The 20,335-nt window shown below is 66.8% G+C and carries 21 protein-coding genes; 11 read left to right on the top strand and 10 right to left on the bottom strand.

Going from position 1 to position 20,335, the window contains the following annotated elements; translation table 11 throughout:
- Nucleotides 1-99: 99 nt before the first annotated feature.
- The 6 genes from tatA to ACYVF3_RS10730 all read left to right on the top strand — a co-directional run bounded on the left by tatA (nucleotide 100) and on the right by ACYVF3_RS10730 (nucleotide 5,641).
- Nucleotides 100-318 (top strand): Sec-independent protein translocase subunit TatA, encoded by a 219-nt coding sequence (gene tatA / locus ACYVF3_RS10755; protein WP_461154075.1) that lies wholly within the window; start codon nucleotides 100-102, stop codon nucleotides 316-318.
- 297 nt (nucleotides 319-615) lie between these two features.
- Nucleotides 616-1,479: an SDR family oxidoreductase gene (locus ACYVF3_RS10750; protein ID WP_461154074.1), complete on the top strand. Its 864-nt coding sequence runs from the start codon at nucleotides 616-618 to the stop codon at nucleotides 1,477-1,479.
- Nucleotides 1,480-1,727: 248 nt separating this feature from the next.
- On the top strand, nucleotides 1,728-2,570 hold the full coding sequence (locus tag ACYVF3_RS10745) for a TIGR04222 domain-containing membrane protein (RefSeq protein WP_461154073.1): 843 nt from the start codon (nucleotides 1,728-1,730) through the stop codon (nucleotides 2,568-2,570).
- Nucleotides 2,570-3,379 carry an MbnB/TglH/ChrH family RiPP precursor modification enzyme gene (locus tag ACYVF3_RS10740; protein WP_461154072.1) on the top strand — a complete coding sequence of 270 codons (810 nt, stop codon included), beginning with the start codon at nucleotides 2,570-2,572 and terminating at the stop codon, nucleotides 3,377-3,379. Before ACYVF3_RS10745 ends, ACYVF3_RS10740 begins: the two co-directional genes overlap by 1 nt.
- Nucleotides 3,376-3,699, top strand: a complete 324-nt coding sequence (locus tag ACYVF3_RS10735) for a hypothetical protein (RefSeq protein WP_461154071.1) — start codon at nucleotides 3,376-3,378, stop codon at nucleotides 3,697-3,699. The genes ACYVF3_RS10740 and ACYVF3_RS10735 overlap by 4 nt, the downstream gene beginning before the upstream one ends.
- A gap of 232 nt (nucleotides 3,700-3,931) precedes the next feature.
- Entirely contained in the window at nucleotides 3,932-5,641 is a 1,710-nt protein-coding gene (locus ACYVF3_RS10730; RefSeq protein WP_461154077.1) for an FAD-binding dehydrogenase, read from the top strand.
- A gap of 571 nt (nucleotides 5,642-6,212) precedes the next feature.
- Here ACYVF3_RS10730 and fucP read toward each other — a convergent pair.
- On the bottom strand, nucleotides 6,213-7,592 hold the full coding sequence (gene fucP, locus ACYVF3_RS10725) for an L-fucose:H+ symporter permease (protein ID WP_461154076.1): 1,380 nt from the start codon (nucleotides 7,590-7,592) through the stop codon (nucleotides 6,213-6,215).
- A gap of 329 nt (nucleotides 7,593-7,921) precedes the next feature.
- The gene (locus tag ACYVF3_RS10720; RefSeq protein ID WP_461154070.1) at nucleotides 7,922-8,962 is read right to left on the bottom strand and encodes an NAD(P)-dependent alcohol dehydrogenase; all 1,041 of its coding nucleotides are present in this window, start codon (nucleotides 8,960-8,962) and stop codon (nucleotides 7,922-7,924) included.
- A 420-nt stretch (nucleotides 8,963-9,382) separates the two neighbouring features.
- On the opposite strand from ACYVF3_RS10720, the gene ACYVF3_RS10715 reads away from it, so the two are divergent.
- Nucleotides 9,383-9,700, top strand: a complete 318-nt coding sequence (locus ACYVF3_RS10715) for a hypothetical protein (protein ID WP_461154069.1) — start codon at nucleotides 9,383-9,385, stop codon at nucleotides 9,698-9,700.
- Nucleotides 9,701-9,875: 175 nt separating this feature from the next.
- On the opposite strand, the gene ACYVF3_RS10710 is transcribed toward ACYVF3_RS10715, so the two are convergent.
- The 5 genes from ACYVF3_RS10710 to ACYVF3_RS10690 all read right to left on the bottom strand — a co-directional run bounded on the left by ACYVF3_RS10710 (nucleotide 9,876) and on the right by ACYVF3_RS10690 (nucleotide 14,468).
- Entirely contained in the window at nucleotides 9,876-10,634 is a 759-nt protein-coding gene (locus ACYVF3_RS10710; RefSeq protein ID WP_461154068.1) for an SDR family NAD(P)-dependent oxidoreductase, read from the bottom strand.
- Nucleotides 10,635-10,656: 22 nt separating this feature from the next.
- Nucleotides 10,657-12,381 carry an FAD-dependent oxidoreductase gene (locus ACYVF3_RS10705; protein WP_461154067.1) on the bottom strand — a complete coding sequence of 575 codons (1,725 nt, stop codon included), beginning with the start codon at nucleotides 12,379-12,381 and terminating at the stop codon, nucleotides 10,657-10,659.
- Nucleotides 12,382-12,524: 143 nt separating this feature from the next.
- Nucleotides 12,525-13,286 carry an SDR family NAD(P)-dependent oxidoreductase gene (locus ACYVF3_RS10700; protein WP_461154066.1) on the bottom strand — a complete coding sequence of 254 codons (762 nt, stop codon included), beginning with the start codon at nucleotides 13,284-13,286 and terminating at the stop codon, nucleotides 12,525-12,527.
- Nucleotides 13,283-13,579 carry a Dabb family protein gene (locus tag ACYVF3_RS10695; RefSeq protein WP_461154065.1) on the bottom strand — a complete coding sequence of 99 codons (297 nt, stop codon included), beginning with the start codon at nucleotides 13,577-13,579 and terminating at the stop codon, nucleotides 13,283-13,285. The genes ACYVF3_RS10700 and ACYVF3_RS10695 overlap by 4 nt, the downstream gene beginning before the upstream one ends.
- 106 nt (nucleotides 13,580-13,685) lie before the next feature.
- Nucleotides 13,686-14,468 carry an IclR family transcriptional regulator gene (locus tag ACYVF3_RS10690; RefSeq protein WP_461154064.1) on the bottom strand — a complete coding sequence of 261 codons (783 nt, stop codon included), beginning with the start codon at nucleotides 14,466-14,468 and terminating at the stop codon, nucleotides 13,686-13,688.
- A gap of 133 nt (nucleotides 14,469-14,601) precedes the next feature.
- Here ACYVF3_RS10690 and ACYVF3_RS10685 point away from each other — a divergent pair, with 133 nt between their 5' ends.
- Both ACYVF3_RS10685 and ACYVF3_RS10680 read left to right on the top strand, forming a co-directional pair.
- Nucleotides 14,602-15,951, top strand: coding sequence for an MFS transporter (locus tag ACYVF3_RS10685; protein WP_461154063.1), 1,350 nt, complete (start codon nucleotides 14,602-14,604; stop codon nucleotides 15,949-15,951).
- 173 nt (nucleotides 15,952-16,124) lie between these two features.
- A complete protein-coding gene (locus ACYVF3_RS10680) occupies nucleotides 16,125-17,291 on the top strand; it encodes a 4-hydroxybenzoate 3-monooxygenase (RefSeq protein ID WP_461154062.1) in 1,167 nt (388 codons plus the stop codon).
- 464 nt (nucleotides 17,292-17,755) lie between these two features.
- Here ACYVF3_RS10680 and ACYVF3_RS10675 read toward each other — a convergent pair whose 3' ends face one another.
- A complete protein-coding gene (locus tag ACYVF3_RS10675; protein ID WP_461154061.1) occupies nucleotides 17,756-18,079 on the bottom strand; it encodes an ArsR/SmtB family transcription factor in 324 nt (107 codons plus the stop codon).
- 65 nt (nucleotides 18,080-18,144) lie between these two features.
- Here ACYVF3_RS10675 and ACYVF3_RS10670 point away from each other — a divergent pair, with 65 nt between their 5' ends.
- Together ACYVF3_RS10670 and ACYVF3_RS10665 are read left to right on the top strand one after the other, a co-directional pair.
- Nucleotides 18,145-18,486, top strand: coding sequence for a putative quinol monooxygenase (locus ACYVF3_RS10670; RefSeq protein ID WP_461154060.1), 342 nt, complete (start codon nucleotides 18,145-18,147; stop codon nucleotides 18,484-18,486).
- Between the two features lie 43 nt (nucleotides 18,487-18,529).
- Complete coding sequence (locus tag ACYVF3_RS10665) at nucleotides 18,530-18,700, top strand: hypothetical protein (protein ID WP_461154059.1); 171 nt, start codon at nucleotides 18,530-18,532, stop codon at nucleotides 18,698-18,700.
- A 16-nt stretch (nucleotides 18,701-18,716) separates the two neighbouring features.
- Here the strand turns inward: ACYVF3_RS10665 and ACYVF3_RS10660 are convergent, their stop codons facing one another.
- Nucleotides 18,717-19,109: a hypothetical protein gene (locus ACYVF3_RS10660; RefSeq protein WP_461154058.1), complete on the bottom strand. Its 393-nt coding sequence runs from the start codon at nucleotides 19,107-19,109 to the stop codon at nucleotides 18,717-18,719.
- Nucleotides 19,106-19,513, bottom strand: a complete 408-nt coding sequence (locus tag ACYVF3_RS10655; RefSeq protein WP_461154057.1) for a hypothetical protein — start codon at nucleotides 19,511-19,513, stop codon at nucleotides 19,106-19,108. The genes ACYVF3_RS10660 and ACYVF3_RS10655 overlap by 4 nt, the downstream gene beginning before the upstream one ends.
- Nucleotides 19,514-20,335 lie beyond the last annotated feature (822 nt).

Genomic DNA, 20,335 nt, shown 5'->3' with positions numbered 1-20,335 from the left:
GCTGGGCGGCGATTCACACCATCAGCAAACGCCTCACCTGAGTTCAGGAACAAGCTCTAAGATTGCTTTGGTTTATGGGGAACAGATCCGGAGGGACGAATGGGATCGCTGAGCGCTTGGCACTGGTTGGTCGTGCTCGTCGTGGTGGTGCTGCTGTTCGGTTCGAGCAGGCTGCCGCAGATGGCCCGCTCGCTGGGGCAGTCGGCCCGCGTGCTCAAGGCCGAAGCCCGGGGGCTGCGAGACGACGATCAAGCAGCTCAGGGCGACAGCACCGAAGCGCGGCCGGAAAGCCCTCGCGGGTCCGCGGAATCCGGATGAGGTTTCGGTCGAGCCCTGCCTCGACTCGATCACCACCGTCCGGGGCGGACCGGCTGGATGTGCGCCACGCGTTCAGCAGGTCCGTGCTCGCGCGCCTGGCTGGTCCGAGCCCCGCAGCCCGTGTCGGCAGTGGACGTCAGAGGGGCGTACCGCAGAAGGAGAACGACCGGTGCGTCCACAAGGGAATGGCGGTGGCTCGCGTCGCCGCCCGTTTCATCTCGGCAACGGTTCGAGGTGACCGCGAGGTCCCGGCGGTTACCCTCGAAGTAACCACTTGCTCACACCACGGGGAGATCGATGAGCACCGATCAGCGGGTCTGCGTCGTGACCGGGGCGAACTCGGGCACCGGGTACGTCACGGCGCTCGAACTCGCGCGCAGCGGGGCGACCGTCGTCATGCTGTGCCGCAACGCCGACAAGGGTGCCGCGGCCCGCGATGCGATCATCGCCGAGACGGGCAACCAGCAGGTCGAGCTGATCGTCGTCGACCTGGCCGAGATGGCCGAGGTCCGCCGGGCCGCGCGCGAGTTCACCGACCGGTACTCGAAGCTCGACGTGCTGGTCAACAACGCCGGGGGAGTGACGCAGACCCGGCGCGAGTCCTCCGAGGGCCTGGAGTCGATGTTCGCGGGCAACTACCTCGGCCACTTCCTGCTGACCACCCTGCTGCTCGAGCAGCTGAAGAGCGCCGAACGTGCGCGGGTTATCAACGTCAGTTCGATGGCCCACAAGGGCGCCAAGATCGACTTCTCCGATCTTCAAGGGCGGAACAGCGGGAACCCGATGCGTGGCTACGGGCAGTCGAAGCTCGCGCAGATCCTGTTCACCTACGAACTCGCGGAACGTCTGCGTGATTCCGGCATCACCGTCAACGCGATGCACCCCGGTGCGGTCGCGTCCGGTTTCAAGAACGGGGCCCACGGGGTCGCACGGGCCTTGATCGGTGCCTTCTACGCGGGCTTCGGCATCTCCCCGGAGAAGGGTGCGGACACGATCCTTCACCTGGCCAACTCGCCGGAAGTCGCCGACGTCACCGGCAAGTACTTCATCAAGCGACGTCCGGTCGCCACCAGCAAGACCTCCTACGACGACGATGTTCGCCGGCGCCTCTGGGCGGTCTCGGAAGAGCTGCTCGCGACCACCGGGGGAGCGACGGGCTGAGGCGGATCCGCTGATCAGCAGCGGGGTTTCGGGGTGCGTTTCCAGGTTCGCCCGGATCCTGCTGGCCTCGTGCGAGCGCATGGTGGTCTCGCCGTCACCGCGCAGGCCGTCTCCCGCGGCTGAACCGCGGATGACCAGCGAGGTGCGGCCGGAACGCCGCGTTGCTGGTGGAACCTGGGGTGGTGCCCGCGCGTCCAACGGGGTGGATTCGCGGGGTGCGGGTCCGTTCGGATCGCGGTGAGGTGGTCATGGAACAGCCGTGGGGGCTCAGCGGCCCGGAGTTCCTGCTTCTGTACGGCATGGGGCTCATCGTGTGGTGCGCGATCGTCGTGGTCGCACGTGCCGTGGTGAAGGACATGGGGAAACCCGTTGGCGAAACAGGCGGGCTCGGGCTGTACGAGCGGGCCTATCTGCACGGGGGCAGCGACCGGGTCGCCGACACCGCGCTGGCGGGCCTGATCCACGACGGGCGCGTGCGGGTCTCCCGGTCGCGGAAGCTGCACCGCGTCAGCACCCAGGGCGAGGACGACGAGGTGCAGCGCGAGGTGCTCGCACTCGCCGGAAGCGAAGGGACGATCTCCGAGCCGCGCAAGGCGATCCGGCTCAGCGGGCACTGCGACACCTTGCGGCGACGCCTCGTCGAGGAGGGCTTCCTCGTGCCGTCGGGCGCGCACGCGGTGCTGCGGCTGCTGGTGTGGGGATTCCCGATTCTCGCGCTGATCGCGGTGGTGCGAGGCGTGAACGGAGTCCGGCTCGGCTATCCGGTCGGTTTCCTCTTCTTCGAGTTCGCGGTGACGCTTCTCCTCTGGGGAGGTGCCGCCCACAAGTGCGGTCATCCGCTGCGCACGAAAGCGGGTGACGCGGTGGGCAAACCGTCCTCGACCGCCGTCGGCTCGGGTCACGCGGTGGTGGGTCCTCTCGTGGGCGGTGCGGCCGCGGAGCTCGTGGCGTTCGCGGGGCTGAGCGCCTACCCCGATCCGACCGTCGTGCGACTGCTGAACACCTCCAGCTCCGGCGGCGCGGCCAGCGGTGTGTCGTCCAGCTGCGGAGGCGGCGGCGGTGGTGGCTGCGGCGGGGGAGGAGGTGGCTGATGGATGCCGAGACACCGCGCCTCGGCGTCGGAATCGGCTGGCGTCGTGAGATCGACCTCACCGTGGAACGCCTCGACGTCGACTTCGTGGAGTGCGTCGCCGAGGACGTCGACCCGCGTCGCATCCCGGAATCGTTGAGCCTGCTCCGCGAACGCGGACTCCCGGTCCTCCCGCACGCGGTCTCGCTGTCGCTGGCCGGGACCGAACCTCTCGACACCGAGCGCGTGCGCCATCTCGCCCGCGTGGCCACGGCTCTCGACGCACCGCTGGTGAGCGACCACGTCGCGTTCACCCGGGCCGGGCAGTGGGAAGCGGGGCACATCCTGCCCCCGCCCCGCACCTCCGAAGCGCTCGACGTGCTGGTCGACAACGTGCGCAAAGCGCAGGATCTGCTGCCCGTGCCGCTGGCGCTGGAACACGTGGCTGCGCTGGTGGAATGGCCCGACGCGGAGTTCACCGAGGCGGAGTTCCTGGCGCGGCTGGTGGAGCGCACCGGGTGCGCGCTCCTCCTCGACGTCGCGAACCTCCACGCCAACGCCCACAACCTCGGCACCGACCCCGAGGAGTTCCTGAACACCGTCCCGTTGGAGCACATCGCCTACGTGCACGTCGGCGGCGGCACCTGGCAGGACGGCATCTACCACGACACGCACGCGCACCCGGTCGTCCCCGAAGTCCTCGACCTCCTGGCGCAGCTGCACACCCGCACGTCGCCGCCCGGGGTCCTGCTGGAACGCGACGACCAGTTCCCCTCCGACGACGAACTCGCCGCCGAGCTCACCGCCATCCGCGCGGCCATCGCCAGATGAGCGACGCGCGGAAACGCCTTGCCGCGCAGCAACAACAGCTGCTCGCAGCGCTGCTCGGTCGAGCCGAGGAACCGCCCGGATTCGACCGGGACCAGCTCAGAGTTCAGCAGCGAGCACTGCTGAACAAGCGCAGGCGCGTCGTGGCGAAGCTGCGACCGGATCTGGTGGAGAAACTGGGAGAGCGCTTCCCGCCGCTCTTCGACTCCTACGCGGCCGAGCATCCGCGCCACCCCGGACAGCGAGCCCGCACCGACGCAGCAGGATTCGCCCGCTGGATCACCCGCCGCAACCGCCCGTGGAACCGCCGACACCGACGGTAGGGCGTGGACTGCGCCGCATTTTGAGAATCATGGGGAATTGAGGCCTTTGCCCGCGTTTCTCGGAATCCTAACGATTTGTCCGTGATCTTGTGCCCTTCGCGGTAACAGGTGTTCACTCGGTGCCGGGACCGACCGGTGAAGGGATGACATGAACTCTCGTGAGAAGGGCATGATCAGTCGCCGCTCCGCGCTCATCAGCGGTGGTGCGGCTGCGATGAGCGCGTCGTGGCCCATGAGCGCCGCGTTCGGCGCACCGCGCAACTCCTCCGGCGCCGACGCCGACGTGATCGTCGTGGGTGGTGGGCTCGCCGGTCTGGTGGCCACCGCGGAGCTCGCCGATGCGGGCCGCAAGGTCCTGCTGCTCGACCAGGAACCCGAGGCGAGTCTCGGTGGCCAGGCGTTCTGGTCGCTCGGCGGACTGCTGTTCATCGACTCGGAGGAGCAGCGGCTGGCCGGCATCAAGGACTCGCTGGAACTGGCCCGCGACGACTGGTTCGGCAACGCCGGCTTCGACCGCGGTCCCGACGACCCGCTGGGCGAGGACTACTGGGCCAAGCGCTGGGCCGAGGCCTACCTGGAGTTCGCCGCGACGGAGAAGCGGTCCTGGCTGCACGACATGGGCGTGCGGTGGGTGCCCGTCGTCGGCTGGGCCGAGCGAGGCGGGCAGCTCTCGGATGGGCCCGGCAACTCGGTGCCCCGATTCCACCTCACGCTCGGCACCGGTCCCGGTGTCATGGAGCCGTTCGAGAAGAGGGTGCGCGAAGCGGCCGAGCGGGGGCTGGTGTCCTTCCGGTTCCGCCACCAGGTCGACGAGCTCACCGTCACCGGCGGCGTCGTCAACGGTGTGCGCGGCGGAGTCCTGGAACCGAGCGACGCCCCACGCGGCACGCCGAGTTCCCGCACCAGGGTGGGCGATTTCGAACTGCACGCACCGGTAGTCCTCGTCACCTCCGGTGGGATCGGCGGCAACCAGGACCTCGTCCGGCAGAACTGGCCGGAGTGGCTGGGCGCACCGCCGGAGCGCATGGTCACCGGCGTCCCGGCCCACGTCGACGGCCGCATGCTGGGCATCACCGAGAGCGCGGGTGCCCGCCTGGTCAACCGCGACCGGATGTGGCACTACACCGAGGGTCTGGCCAACCACAGCTCGATCTGGCCGAACCACGGCATCCGGGTCCTCGCGGCACCGTCCTCGCTGTGGTTCGACGCCCGCGGACGCCGCTTCCCGAACCCCGGCATTCCCAGCTACGACACCCTGGGCACGCTGAAGCTGATCAAGGACACCGGCTACGACTACTCGTGGTTCGTGCTGAACCAGAAGATCATCGACAAGGAGTTCATCCTTTCCGGCTCGGAGCAGAACCCGGAGCTCACCAGGAAGGACCTGGCCGGTTACCTCGCGAGCAGAGCGCTCAACGACACCCCGCCGCCGGTCAAGGCGTTCCAGGACCACGGCGAGGACTTCGTCACCGCGAGCACCGTTGCGGAACTCGTCGCCGGGATGAACCGGCTCGCCGGATCGGACCTGCTCGACGCGGGCGACCTCGAACGCCAGCTCGTCCAGCGAGACCGCCAGGTTGACAACAACTACACCAAGGACGACCAGATCATGGGGATCCGGAACTCCTTGGCCTACGTCGGCGACAGCCTGGTGCGCACCACGCCCCTGCACAAGATCCTCGACCCGGACGCGGGTCCTTTGATCGCCATCCGCATGAACATCCTGACCCGCAAAACCCTCGGCGGCCTCCAAACCGATCTCTCCGGCAGGGTCCTGGACGCGGCCGCCAACCCCATCCCGGGCCTGTACGCCGCAGGCGAGGTCTCGGGCTTCGGGGGCGGAGGTGTCCACGGCTACCGCGCGCTCGAAGGCACCTTCCTCGGCGGCTGCCTGTTCTCAGGCCGCCAAGCCGGCCGGGCAGCGGCCGCGGCGACGGCCTGAGGGAGGCCGTGCGTCCGGACGAATCGGCGACGACTGGAAATGTCACCTGGACGTATCACCGGCTCCGCCTGATCGTCGGTTCCTCGACGACCGCTGCTTCCGGTTGACTGGGCAAGCAGTTCAGTTTCTCCTGTCACGGTGGAGGTGTGCGGCTGTGCCCGAACGGTCGGATCACGACACCCGCTCTGAGCGCAAAACCCATCACCTCGTCGCCACCGAACTGGCTCGCCGACACGGCCGCCAGACAGTGGTGGTCCCGGACGCCCGCAACTGGTTGCAGGAGCACGGGAACCGCTGGCGGGCCGACGTGATCCTGGTGCCGTGGAGTCCTGCGGAAGCCGAAGTCCTCCGCTACGCCCTCCCGGATCTCGAGGACTGGAGGATCCTCGCAGCATCCCCACGGGTGGCGTGGGCCAACCGGCGCAGGAACGCACGCGCCCGCTCCGCGGGAGAGATTCCCGGGCCACGCCATACCGGTGGTCAATGACGACCGGCGAACAGCGAGTTCCGGCCATGCGGAATCCGGTCCGGAGCAGGAGCCGGTCGACGTGACTGGCTTTGTGTCGGCCGGTCAGGCGGGTTCGTCGGTCACAGCGTGTCGAGCTTGGTCGATGAAGAACAGCGTGATGGCTGCGAAGCATGCGGCGCCCACGAGGAACGACACCTGCAGGGACCCGGTCGCATCGGACACGAATCCCTGGAGCACCGGGATGGCGGCGCCCCCGACGATGGCCATGACCAGGACGGCACCGCCGGTTTCCTGGTGGCGCTTGTCTTCGATGGTGTCCAGGGTGCGTCCGAAGATGGTCGGCCAGCACGGTCCCATGAGCAGGTTCGCCAGGACGACTCCCCACACCGCCCAGTTTCCTGGACCGAACGCGACGAAGACCAGCAGCACCGCACCGATGGCCGTGTAGGCGATCAGGACGTACGAAGGGGAGAACCTGCTCATCAGGAAGTTGGCGGGGAACTTTCCGATGAAGAAGGCGGCGAATCCGAGGATCATGTAGTTCGAGGCCTCGTACTCGTTCATGCCCGGGATCGTCTCCAAGGGCAGGCGGATGGTGAACGACCAGACCGCCGTCTGCAATCCGACGTACAGGAACTGCGCTCCGATGCCCTTGAGGAAGAGCTTGTTCGTGGAGAGGTACTTCAGGGTCTCCCCGATCCCTGCCTGGGCGTCCTGGTCAACCCTGGGACGGCATTTCGGGTACTCGGTGATGGCGAACAGCACGAGAAGAACGACGAGAACGGCCAGGATGTACTTGTACGGGAGCAATGTCTGGCCCAGCAGCCGGTCGATGAGCTCCTGGCGCTGGGAGCCTTGCACGGATGCGATCTGCGCTTCGAGCGAGGCGGCGTTGTCGAAGATGAGGTACTTGCCCAGGACGATGCCGGTCAGGTTCCCCAGCGGTGTGAACGTCTGACTGATGTTCAGCCGCAGCGTGGACGTGCGCCGCGGCCCGAGCATCGAGCTGAACGTGTTGGCTGAGGTCTCAAGGAAGCTCAACCCCACGGCGATGGCGAAGATCGCGACGAGGAAGACGCCGTATGTGGCCATGTGAGAGGCGGGGAAGAACAGCCCGCAGCCCACGATGTAGAGGACCAGGCCGACCATGACCGCGGCCTTGTACGACGTCCGCTTGATGAACCGCGAAGCGAGGACGGCGATCAGGAAGTAGCCGCCGTAGAAGGCGCTCTGCACGAACGCGGTTGCCGCGTCGCTGAGTTCGAAGACCGACTTGAACTGCGGGATGAGGATGTCGTTGAGTCCCGCTGCGGCGCCCCACATCGGGAAGAGCAAGGACAGGAGGATGAACTGGAATACCGGTGTTCGATCGAGGTATCCGTCATCGGGACCAACGTGCGTCGAGTTGTCTCCCCACTCACGCGCATTGCTCTTGATCAGCACTCCCGCAACACTCCCTCGTGTCGAACATCCGAACAGCATCGACGTTTGTACCGATGATGTTCGCTCGTGCCAAGCTGCACCATCTGGCGGCGCGTGTTGCTCGATGGCACTGACCGAATCGATGCTGTCAGGCGCCGCAGGAGCGCGGTCTGCGGCGGGATACCGGGTTCTTCGCCAAGGCGGTTCGTCCCCGTGTTGCAGGAAGCAGCAGAGCGGACCTACGGACATGTCACGCTCGAAACTGGCGGAGGACGAGCGCACAAGCGTGCAATCCGCAGCAACGGGCGAGACGTGCGCACACCGACGGACCGCCGGACGACCGCGCGTGTTCTGCATAGACCCGAGTCATCGTCTGATCGGGAACAGGCTCACCCGTTCGGCAGGACGACGGCTCTGCCGTTGATCTCGCCGTGGTGGAGTCGTTCGTAGGCCCGGGGTGCCTCGTCGAGGGAGTACGTCTCGGTGTGCACCGAGAGCGCTCCGGCCCGAGCCAGTTCCAGGACCTCGTGGAACTCGCTTCGGCTGCCCCAGTAGGGCGCAGTGACGGAGGCTTCGAACGGCAGGAGGCCGAAGCCGACGGGGAGGCTGCCGCCTGCGATGCCGACGAGGGAGATGTCGGCTTCGACCGAGGCCACAGCGCCGGCCGTTTCCACGGTCGGCTGCGCCCCGACGAAGTCGAACACCGCTTGCGCGCCCCGGCCGCCGGTCAGCTCGCGGACCTTCGCGGCGGCCTGCGCGTCCGACAGCACGGTCTCGTGCGCGCCCACGGTGCGGGCCAGGGCCAGCTTGTCCTCGCTGACGTCCAGGGCGATGACGCGCGCGCTGGTCAGAGCACGAAGGATCTGGACGGCGATGTGCCCCAACCCTCCAACGCCGATGACCACGGCGGTCGCCCCGGGGACCAGCTTCGGCAGCGAGGGCTTGATCGCGTGGTACGGCGTGAGCCCGGCATCGGTCAGCGGGACCGCCTCGACCGGGTCCAGGCCGTTGAGCGGGGCGAGGTGCCGCGGGTCGTCGACGATCATGTACTCGGCCATCGACCCGGGGGAGCCGAGCCCGGGCGGGCGAATACCCAGCTCATCGGCACGCAGGCAGTAGTTCTCCTTGCCGGCGGCGCAGTTGAGGCAGAGGCCGCACCCCCACGGGCCGTACACGGCGACGGCGTCGCCCTCGGCCAGCCCGGTGACGCCCGCACCGAGCCCAGCCACCGTGCCGACACCTTCGTGCCCCAAGGTCAGCGGCAGCGCGTACGGGAATTCCTCGGCAGACCAGCTCATCACGGCGATGTCGGAGTGGCACGCCCCGGCAGCGGTGACCTTCAGCAGCACCTGCCCGGGTCCGGGATCCGGATCGGGGACGGTGACGACCTCGGGTGCGGAGCCGATCTCCCGGTACTGCAACGCCTTCATCGCCTGCTCCTCCGTCCGCAACGGGTACGTCCCGCATCGTAGGGGAGTGCGAGCCGATTCGTGGTTTCGGAAAGCCGCGGTGCAGAGGGCCTCTTCTGAACACCTGTGCGGCGCCCGCGCGCATTGGCTTTGGCCAATGAAGCCTTTGCGAAGCCGGGTGAGCGGGTGGTCACGTTGGTAGCGTCGCCGAGGAGCGACCGGTGAGATGCGGAGCGAAGTGGGATTCGCTCCAGCGGAGATCTGAGGGGCGACCGGAACTCTCATCACCACGATGGGCAGCGCTGCACGGCTTCTGCCCAGTTCGCGTGTTCACAACGAGATGCAGGAGATGCAGATGCGGAAACACCTGACCCGCGCGATTCCACTGCTGGGGGCACTGGTCCTGCTGCGACGGTGGCGCAGGCGAGCCCGGTTCGGGCGATGGGTGAGGACGGCGGTGCCGTCACGGTCGACGACAATCCCGGCGGCAAGGCGTTGTTCTTCCACGACGGTGATGTCCTCGAGGTCTGCGACATGCAGGAGGACGGGTTGCGCGCCTGGGGCGCGGTGATGTGGAGCGATTCCAGCGGCAATCATCGCGTGCAAGCCGAGGACAGCGACGGATCCAATCCGCCCGACCGATGCGAGTTCAAGAACGTGAACATCCCCGAGGGGAAGACCGTCACGATCGAGGCGTGCCTGAAGGACGGCGCGGACGGTGCCCGACGCTACTGCTTCACCGGGAAGGGAGTCGCGTAAGCGACATCCGTCGCATGCCGGACGAGGTGAGTCGTGGGGGTGGGCGTCTTCCTGAGAACGTCCCCACCCCCGCGAAGTCGTAGCGCTGTCGAGCGGTGGAGGTCGGCTCTGGTCGTGCGAGGCCACCTCCACAGCAGTGGCATCTCGAGCGACCCGTTGGGCGGCTCTCTCGGAGTCACCCCGCGGTGACGTAACCGCCGTCGACGTAGAGCGTGTGACCGTTGATGAAGGCCGCGCGGTCGGAGAGCAGGAAGAGGGCCGCGTTCGCGACGTCGTCCTCGGTGCACAGGCGGTTGAGCGGGATGGCGTCGGTCATCGACTTGGTGTCCAACGCCCCGTCCTTCACCATCTGCTGGACCAGCGGCGTGTTCGTCCACGCCGGCCCGAGGGCGTTGACCCGGACGCCCATCGGACCCCACTCCGCCGCGAGAGCGCTGGTGAGCCCGACGACGCCGGCTTTGGCGGCGCTGTAGGCGACTCGGCGGGGGAGACCGCGCGTGGCCGCGATCGAAGCGATGTTGACGATCGAGGCACCTTCCGCCAAGTGGTCGAACACCGCCTGGCAGGCGAAGAAGGTGCCGGTCAGGTCGACATCGACCACCGTCCGCCAATCGTCCTCCTGGAGCGTGGCGGAAGCTCCTGGGCGCGTGAGGCCGGCGCTGTTGACCAGACCGCGGATCGGGCCGTGCCGCTCGCGGATCTCCGCGAACGCCTGTCGGAGCGCTCCGGCATCACGGACGTCCGCCCGGTGGCTGCTGGCGAGCGCCAGGTTCTCGGGAGTTTCCTGGAGATCGAGACCGGCCACTGTCCAGCCCTCGCTCGCGGCGCGCGCGGCGGCGTGCGCGCCGAGCCCGGACGAGGCGCCCGTCACGACGACCACGTCCGATCCGCCTGTTCCTGCGTAGTTCGTCGGCTCGGCGTTCACGACACCCACTTCCTCTCCGCCCCGGGACTCGTCAGGACTGCTGCTCGCCGCTGGTCTTCGCTGCGCGGCGTTCGGCGGCGTGCTCGGCGATGTCCCGGCCAACGCGGTAGCCGAAGACCATGGCGGGGCCGATGTTGGCGCCGTATCCGGGGTATCCGCCGCCGAAGACGCTGACGGCCGCGGTGCCCACGGCGTAGAGGCCGGAAACCGGCTCGTCGTCCTCATCGAGGACTTCGCTGCGCGTGTTGACGGCGAGTCCCGCGTACGTCCCGAGGTCGCCCATCTCGATCTTCACCGCGTAGAAGGGGCCCTTGTCGATGGGCGCGAGGTTGGGGTTGGGCTTGTGGTCCATGTCGCCCTTGAAGTGGTGGAACCAGTTCGATCCGCGGTTGAACTTCTCGTCCACACCCCGGGCGGCGTCGAGGTTGAACTCGTCGAGCGTGGACCGCAGGCGGTCGGCGGGAACGCCGATCTTCTCGGCGAGCGCGGCAACGGTGGGGGCCCTGTGCAGGAACCCGGAGCGGCGGAAGTAGGTCTGCGGGAAGGGCCACGGTTTGGCGTACCCGATCCCGTAGCGGCGCATGGCCTTCTGGTCGGCGATGATCCAGCCGTACGTGCCGTCCCGATCTCTGTCGTTGTCGAGCATCTCGACGCCGTAGTCGTGGTAGGACAGCGACTCGTTCGCGAAGCGAACTCCGGTGCGATCGACGGCGATCAGGCCAGGAAGGCCGAAGGCGCGCAGGTGCGGGAACCACCGCTTCTGCCCGCGCAGACCGCGGAACACGGTGACAGGTCCCCAAGCCGCCGGCTGGTGCGGCGTCGCGTCGATGTGCCCGCCGCAGGACTGCGCCAGCCGCAACGAATCTCCGTCGTGCCCGATGGTCGGGGTGGTGTGGTTGTCACCGCGCGGATCGTGCGGGAAGAACCGCTTGCGCAGCTCGGCGTTCCCGGAGAAGCCCCCTGCCGCGAGGACGACGCCCAGCCGGGCGTGCACAGCACCGGTGTGCTCCCCGGAGATCAGCGCCCCCGTCACGGTTCCCGCCTCGTCGCGAAGGAGTTCGTCGGCGGCGGTGGACGTCCACATGCGGATTCCCGCCTCGTCGGCCGCGGTGATCAGTCGGGTCATCAGCGCGTTGCCGTTGGTTCGGGTGTAGGCGCGCCGGTGCAGGAGGGTCTGCGCCCACGTCGCGGTAATTCGCTTGGCCGCGTAGGTGAACGCCTTCAGGTTCTGGTTGGCCTTGAGGAACATGGCGATGTCCGGTCCGACCTCCGGCATGTAGCCGAAGACGGTGTAGGACAACAGGTACGGCTGCACCCGGAGCCGGTTGTGGCCGAGCATGCGCGCGTCGACGGAGGGCACCGTCACGGCGCGACCGGACACCTTCGCTCCCGGCGCGTCCATCTGGTAGTCCGGGGCCTTCTCCGGGTAGTGGAACTCGATGGACGCGTCGTCCTCGAAGAAGTTCATCGCTTCCGGAACGTTGTCGAGGAAGACCCCGCTGGCGTCCGGGTCGTAGCAGGCACCCGCGAGGTGACGGATGTAGGTCTCGGCCTCCACCCGCGTGTCCCCTTCGGACTGCCCTTGCTTGTTGCCCGGGAGCCATGCCCATCCACCCGAGATCGCAGTCGTTCCGCCCAGATAGCGTTCCTTGTCCACGACGAGCACGCTGTGGCCGTCGTGCGCGGCCTTGAGCGCAGACGAGATCCCGGCCGCTCCCGAGCCGATCACCAGGACGTCGCACTTGATGGTTTTCACTGTCTCTCCTTCAGGATTCGTGCGAAGTCGCGTTCGACGTGCGCGGATGGTCGAGCGGTCACTTCGCATCGGTGGTGTCGGCTGGCCACGAGGGCGCGTTCTCCCGTCCGGGCGGCCGGTTTCGCGTGGCGGGTGACGATGGTTCAGACGGCCGTGTAACCACCGTCGACGACCAGTTCTGCACCGGTGGTGAAACTGGATTCGTCGGACGCGAGGTAGAGCACCGCGTAGGCGATCTCATCCGGAGTGCCTTGTCGGGGAAGCGGATTCCCGCCCACCAGCTGGCGGTAGTAGGCCTCCGGGCCGATGGTCGAGTTCGCCGCGGCATCCCGGCTCATCCGGCTCCGGGTGGACCCGGGGTGAACCGAGTTCACGCGGATCCCGTGCTCCCCGTACACCGCGGCATCCGCCTTGGACAGCAACCGGACCGCGCCCTTGGTGGCGTGGTAGAGCGGCACCGTCTTACCACCGGTCAGGCCGTGGATCGAGGAGAAGTTGACGATGCTGCCGCCGCCCGCGGAGATCATGTGCGGGACCACGGCCCGGGTCATCAGCCAGACACCTCTGACGTTGACGCCGAAGATGCGGTCGAACTCCTCGATCGTGGCCTCGTGCGACGGGGCCGGACGACCGATGATTCCGGCGGCGTTCACGAGGATCTGAGGCGCACCCCGTTCGGCGATCACCTCTTCGACGGCACGGGAGACACCGGTTTCCGAGGTCACGTCGACGATGCGGTCCTGAACCGCGAGGCCGTTCCAGCCACCTTCGGCAGGCGCACGGTCGAAGTTCACCACCGTGGCGCCGTGCTCGGCGAGCATCTGCGCGGTGGCCCGGCCGAGATCACCGCTGCCGCCGGTGACGATCGCGGTCTTGCCTGCCACCCGGCCCTCGGGCCGCGTCACAGCGCACCTTCTGCCAGCTCGAAGTCGACCGAGACGATCTGCTCGGCGCCTTCACCGGAGAGGGCGATGGCCGGCTGGTGCGCGGGGTGGGAGGTGTAGGTCGCGACGTCTTCGATGCGGTCGAAGTCCGCGACGAGCGCCGCGTCCCAGGAACGTTCGGCGTGCAGGACGTCCGTCCCCACCGACAAGGACCGGACCTCGGGTATGCGCTGCTGCAGATCGCGCACGACGGCGAGCCACTCCGCGGGGTCGAATCCCTGCTTCCAGCGGAAAAGGACGACGTGGCGGATCATCAACAGCCCCTTTGCCTCGACGAGCGATCTCGACTTCGACGATGGCCGGATCGCCGGGAGGAAGGGAACGGATGCTCCGTTGAATGGGAAGGTTCCGGGGTGGTGCTCACGTGGACGTGAGGTCAGCCTCCAAGCGAGGATTCAGGCCGAGCGCACGTGAGATCGCCCGTGCTGCGGCGAGAAGAGCGGAGATCTGGGCCGGGCCGTTGCCGTTCCGCGAGGGAACGACCACGCTGAGAGCGGCGACGACGTCCTCAGCAGGCCCTCGGATCGGCACCGCGACGCCGGTGGCGCCGGGCGTGATGAAGTCTTCGGCCATGGCGACACCACGCTGCCGGATGTCGGCGAACACCCGGCGAAGTGCCTCGGGCTCGGACGGTGTCCGGTCGGTGTAGCGGTGCAGGCGGGAGGCCAGCAGTTCGTCCTGGACCTCGACGGGGGCGTGCGCCATGAGCACGAGGCCTGAGGAGCACGCGTGAGCGGGCAGGCGGCCCGCAACGCGGATGATGTTGCGCGAACCACCGCGCGTGGACAACCGCTCCAGGTAGAGAGCTTCGAGGCCGTCCCGGACGGCGAGCTGCGTGTGGTGCCCGACCGCGGCGTGCAGGTCCTCCATTACCGGCATCGCCGCCTCCCGCAGGCCGAGCGCGCGCGAACCGCGGGAGGCGAGCTCCCAGAGGCGCACCCCAAGCCGGATCCGCCGGCCAGGGGTGCGTTCCAGGTACCCCAGCGACACGAGTTCGTTGACCAGCCGATGAGCGGTGGCGATCGGTAGCTGCGCGTGCCGGGCGATGTCGGAGGCCGTCCGGGTCGGGTTGTCGGAATCGAAACAGGACAGCACCCGATCGACCCGCGTCAGCAGTGATTCACCGGAGTCCGAACGTGCCATGAAGGCATCGTGGCCCATCTCCGCTTCTCATTCAACGGAGTTCCTGTTTGTTGCGTCACGCGGGGCACGCACGCTGCTGGAACCTCCACGGCCGGGCGACCCCGGCTCCAGCACTTCGACGAAAGGAGGTTCTGTGTCCGCTTCCGAGACCGAAACCACCTCCGTGATCGGCGATGACGCGCAACTCCCGAGTGAGGTCCAGGCACGCCGAGCCGCTCTCGCGGCCTTTCTGGGCAGCCTCCTGGAGTACTACGACTTCTTCATCTACGGATCCGCCGCCGCACTGGTCTTCAACACCGTCTTCTTCCCGTCAGGAGATCCGGCCGCCGCAACGGTGCTGGCCCTCGCCACGTTCGGCATCGCCTACCTAGCAAGACCTCTCGGCGCGGTCCTGTTCGGACACTTCGGCGATCGCGTCGGGCGCCGGGGCGTCCTGCTGACCACGCTGGTGCTGATGGGGGCGAGCAGCCTGGCGATCGGCCTGCTTCCCACCTACGACTCCGTCGGCATGCTCGCCCCGGTGCTGCTGACGGTGTGCCGGCTGACCCAAGGGATTTCGGCGGGCGGCGAGGCGGCAGGTGCCAGCACGCTCACCCTCGAATACGCGCCGGAAGGTCGACGAGGGTTGTTCACCAGCTTCACGATGTCCGGGTTCGCGGCGGGCATGGTGCTGGCCACGCTGGTCTTCCTCCCGGTCGCCGCACTCCCCGAGGACGCGCTGCACGCGTGGGGATGGCGGATCCCGTTCCTGCTGAGCGTGGTGGTCGTCGCGGTCGCCTACTTCATCCGGCGACGTCTGGATGAGACGCCCGTGTTCACCGCAGCCGTCGACGAACCGGCCGAGACGCCTGCCTTGCCGCTGCTCACGCTCGTCCGCGAGCAATGGCGGGATCTGCTGAGGGTCATCGGCTGCTCGCTGTTCGCGGTGTTCCAGACGTTGTTCGCCGTCTTCGCGCTGTCGTTCGCGACCACGGGCGAGAATCAGCTCGAGAAGTCCGACATGTTGTGGGTGTCCGTCGTGTCCAATGCGGTGGCGATCGCCGCGATCCCGCTGTGGGCCGCGCTGTCCGACCGGATGGGACGGCGTCCTGTTTGGGTGTTCGGCGCGCTCGCGTCGGCCGTCACGTTCGCGATGTACCTCTGGGCGATCGACACCGGCTCGCTGGGTCTCGTGTTCGCGGTCGGCGTCCTCCACGCAGGCATCGCCTACAGCGCCGTCAACGGTCTTTGGCCCAGCTTCTTCACGGAGATGTTCGACGCTCGCGTCCGCTACACCGGGTTCGCCATCGGGACCCAGCTCGGGTTCCTGCTGGCCGGGTTCTCGCCGTCGATTGCCGTCGCGATCACGGGTAAGGACGGTGCGACGTGGTGGCCCGTCGCCGCGTTCGCGATCGTCTGCGGAGTGGTCTCGGCAGTCGCGGCGCTTTCCGCCCGCGAGACCCATTGCACCCCTGTCATGCAGCTCGGGTACAGCGGGAGATGAGGTCGAAGCGTCGTCAGCAGTCGTGGTTTCGGGTACGCCGACGCCGGTGAGCCGGCAGCGGATGCGCGGTGCGGTCTGCTGCCGCGCGATCGACATGACGGGGCATTCGTACCGATATCGGACCAACGAGAAGGAGAACAGTGGGCGCTCCAGTTGAGACCATCAGAACGCGAGTGGGAATCGTCGGGGGCGGGCCCGCGGGGCTCATGCTCTCCCACCTGCTCGCCAACGCGGGCGTGGACAACGTCGTGGTGGACAACCGCACCCACGAGACCATTCGCTCCACGCACAGGGCGGGAATCCTCGAACGCGGCAGCGTTGACCTGCTGGTGAAGTCAGGATGCTCGGACCGGGTCCTCACCGACGGCCACAAGCACGAGGGGATCGACCTGCGCTTCGCAGGGGAGAGCCACCGCATCGATTTCGCGGACCTGGTCGGCGAGGCGGTCTGGCTCTACCCGCAGAACGAGGTGTTCGCGGACCTCGCCGAGGCCCGCCGAACCGCCGACGGGGACGTGCGCTTCGGGATCTCCGACACCGAGGTCGACGACCTCACCACATCAACGCCCAAGATCCGGTTCACCGACACCGACGGACGCCGAAAGCAGGTGGACGCCGAGATCGTCGTCGGCGCGGACGGATCCCAGGGAATCTGCAAGTGGGCCGTCCCGGAGGCGTTCCGCACCGACAACTTCATCGAGTACCCGTTCGCCTGGTTCGGGATTCTCTGCGAGGCACCGCCCAGCGCCGATGAACTCATCTACTGCAAGTCCGAGCGAGGGTTCGCGCTCATCAGTCAGAGGGACGCCCACATTCAACGGATGTACTTCCAGTGTCCTCCTGACGAGGACCCGCAGCAGTGGTCGGAGGAGCAGATCTGGGCAGAGCTGCAGGCGCGGGTCGACGGTCCGGACGGACTGCAGCTCCAGCAGGGGCGCATCTTCGACAAGTCGGTGCTCCGATTCCGGAGTTACGTCTGCGAGCCGATGCGGTACGGCAACCTCTTCCTCGCAGGTGACGCCGGACACACCGTGCCGCCGACAGGTGCCAAGGGGCTCAACCTCGCCCTGGCGGACGTGCAATTCCTCTTCGAAGGCATCGATTCCTACGTCTCGACCGGCTCCCGAACCCTCCTGGACCGCTACAGCGAGCGGGCACTCCAGCGCGTCTGGAAGGCCCAGAACTTCTCCTACTGGATGACCACGATGCTGCACAGGCATCCCGGGACGAACCCGTTCGACCACAAGCGGCAGGTCGGAGAGCTGAACGCCGTCGTCGGCTCCCGTCACGGCTCCGCCTACCTCGCGGAGGCCTACACCGGCTGGCCGTACACCGAGTGACGGAATTGCGCGTGCACCGAGGGGAAACGCGCTGCGAAGTCAGGCGGGGCGGGGTGCCCTCGCTGACGCGATCGACTTCTGCTCATCGCCGAGGGAAGGTGGCGAGCCCAATTGAGATCGATGCGTGGTGTTGACGGCTCGGTCAGAAGATCACTCGTTCGTTCTGCCTCCAGACGGGCCTGAAGGATCATGGTCCCCGTCCTCGGTGGTGGCGAGCCGATTCAGGTCATCGTGGACGCTCCGCGCAAGGGCGAGTTCAGCCACGAAATGGTTATCGGGCGGTTGGCACATATTTGATCATTCCCACGTCGAGCTCGGGGGCCTCGTTGTTGGCAAGAAATCTTACCCTCGGAAAAAGGCCGAAATGGTCGGCATGGTGAATGTCACGACGAGACGAGATTGGCAATGTCACCTGATCTCGATCGTTTTCCAGCGGTAGTGGCAGTTGAAAGCGAGGAATTTGTCTACGTCGGGTCGCTCATCTCGGCACGTAGCAGCTCGATCAGTCCGGGGAAGCGTTCTTCCAGGTCACTACGCCGAAGTTGGGCCATGTTGCTGTTGCCCCGGTTGACCTGCCGGATCAGGCCCGCTTCGCGGAGCACCCTGAAGTGGTGCGTCCGGGTTGCCTTCGACACCGGCAGGCCGAACGAGCTGCAGTGCCGTTCGGTCCCGTCGGGCTCGGCGAGCAAGGTGAGTACTACGTGCCGGCGATGTGAGTCGGCCAGGGCGGCGAGCACTGCGCCCAGTTGCATCTCCGACGGTGCGGGTTGGCCATCGGTGTCTGTCACTGCGACCTCCCTCACCCAAGGTACGCCTTGCATCGTACCTCAAGGGCGGCCTACCATACCTAGGTATGAGCAATGTCGTACCTAGTTCGGATGTTCCTTACGCTCTGGTCGGCTTCGCCCACCCGAAGCCGGAACGGGCGGCTGAACTGAAGGAGTTGCTGCTGTCGTTCGTGGAGCCGACGCGCGCCGAGGAAGGTTCTCTGGAATACCACTTCCACCAGGACAAGGATGACGTTGGAACCTTCGTCTTCTACGAGGTGTGGCGGTCGAAGGAGGATTTGGACCGGCATCTGGAGTTGCCGCACATGAAGGAGTTCTGGGAGAACCGCATGGACTACCTCGAGCGGGACCTCGACATCAGGTGGATCTCAATGGAGAGCTCGTACCCACGAACAACCGGTCTCTGACGGTCTGTTCGAGTTGGGACCGTGGGGGATCTTCGATGAAGCTGTGAAGTTCCTGCTTCCTGTAGGTCTCGAGGCGGAAAGTCTGACGCTTCCACGACCGATAGTCGAGATCGTCGCGCAGATGCCGTCCGAAATGCTCGAATTCCAGTTCCCAATTTTGATTCCGGATCGCCACCCCTTCCGGGCGCGGGTCGAGCACATAACCTGGAAGTAGGGCGAAGTGGAGGGGATCAGGCGAGGTATGCGGTAGTTTGGATTTCCTCGATGGCGTGATCGAGCTTGTTGACCACGAAGAGTTCGGTGGTGCCGTCGCGTAGCGTGATCTTCATTCGGGTGCGCAGCCCGCCGCCGTAGATCTGCCTGAAGTTCCTCTTTTCCTTGCCGACGTCGGCGATGTCCTGGAGTGGAGCCCACCAGTATTCGCCTGCCAGGGCTGCGTCGACGGCGTGCGGGCAGAAGACCACGCGCAGGTTGGTCAGGTAGAGCCGCCCGCCGACAGCTCGAGCTGAGCGTTGGGTCCGATTGGCCCAACGACGCGAGCTGACGACTTCCCCGTCAATTGCCGGAACGGACTTGGGCAGTTCAAGCGTAACGGGTTGGTCCTCCCTGTCGGAGCGGGTCATTCGGCCGGAGCTGGTCGGGGTACCTGCAGAGCACTGTGGACCATTCCGTTGGTGGTGGCATCACCGGCGATTACGGAGTGCAGGATGCCGTTGTAGACCAGGTCCCAGATGTCGCGGTCCTCTTGCAGGGCACTGGTGCTGACCTTGACTTCGCGTTCCGCGTTGTCCTTCAAATCGATGTGGATGGCATTGCTGCGCACACGTGCTTTGATCGATGTGAGCTCGTAGAGCCGAACCCACGTCTTGCCGACCTTGAGCCACTCAGCTCCCACAGCGCAGTCTGTGGCCCGCGAGGACGCGTAGACGCCCAGCGAGGCGAGCACGAGGATCGCCCACACGAACCAGAACTGCATCCAGGCGATTTCGCCGCCTCGGATCAGTGTCAACGCCACCACCATGATCACGAAGGCGACAGCGCCTGTGAGTACGGCGTTTCGGCGGGAGCTTCTGTACCACTCCAACACCGGCCCCTCGCCGTCTGGAGGCGATGGGGCCTTGGACGGGTCCTGTACGCGGTCGCGGTCCTGTTCCTTCGGAGGCTTGTCCTCCTTGTGGAAGCCAGGTGCCCGGGGAGGTCGAGGCAGCCCAGTGGTCGCATCCGGCTTGGGTGGCAACTCGGCCACTGAGCAGAACAAGTTCGTGTCCATCCGTGTCCCTGTAGGTGCTGTGCGGCCGAGTCAGTCGCCTTGGAACCAGTCGCCAACTCCGGTGGCGACCAAGCCGCCGGCGATGCCTCCCACTACGCCGCCGACCACGTTTCCGGCCCCGGGCGTACCCACGGCGGCTCCTGTGGCCATTCCACCGGCGGTACTTCCACCCAGGCTCGCGGCGGTGTCTACTGTCCAGCGATGGAGCACTCGTGTCTCGGGGCTACCAAGGCGCCGTTGATGTTCATCGGGCCGTGAACGGATCATGGCCTTGAATGCGCTCGCACCCAAGGCCATGCCCACGGATCAAGTCATGATCCACATATTCGCTTGTTTTACCGGGTCAAACGAAGTGCCCCCGGTGCGATTCGAACGCACACTGGACGGATTTTGAGTCGGCTAGGGGCTTTGTCATGGGTGAGGTGCCTGGGCAAACGGGATAAATGGAGGACAAAGATGGTGCTCGAGTTGCATGGCGGGCAGAAGTTCGCACCCAGATTCGCACCCAGGTAAGTCCGCGCCGACTAGGAGCTGTTTAGGAACTGATCTTGGTGAGGTCGCGGAGCCAGATGTCGATGG

This window comes from Saccharopolyspora tripterygii (assembly GCF_054778355.1).
This window is presented reverse-complemented; position numbering and strand designations above follow the sequence as displayed.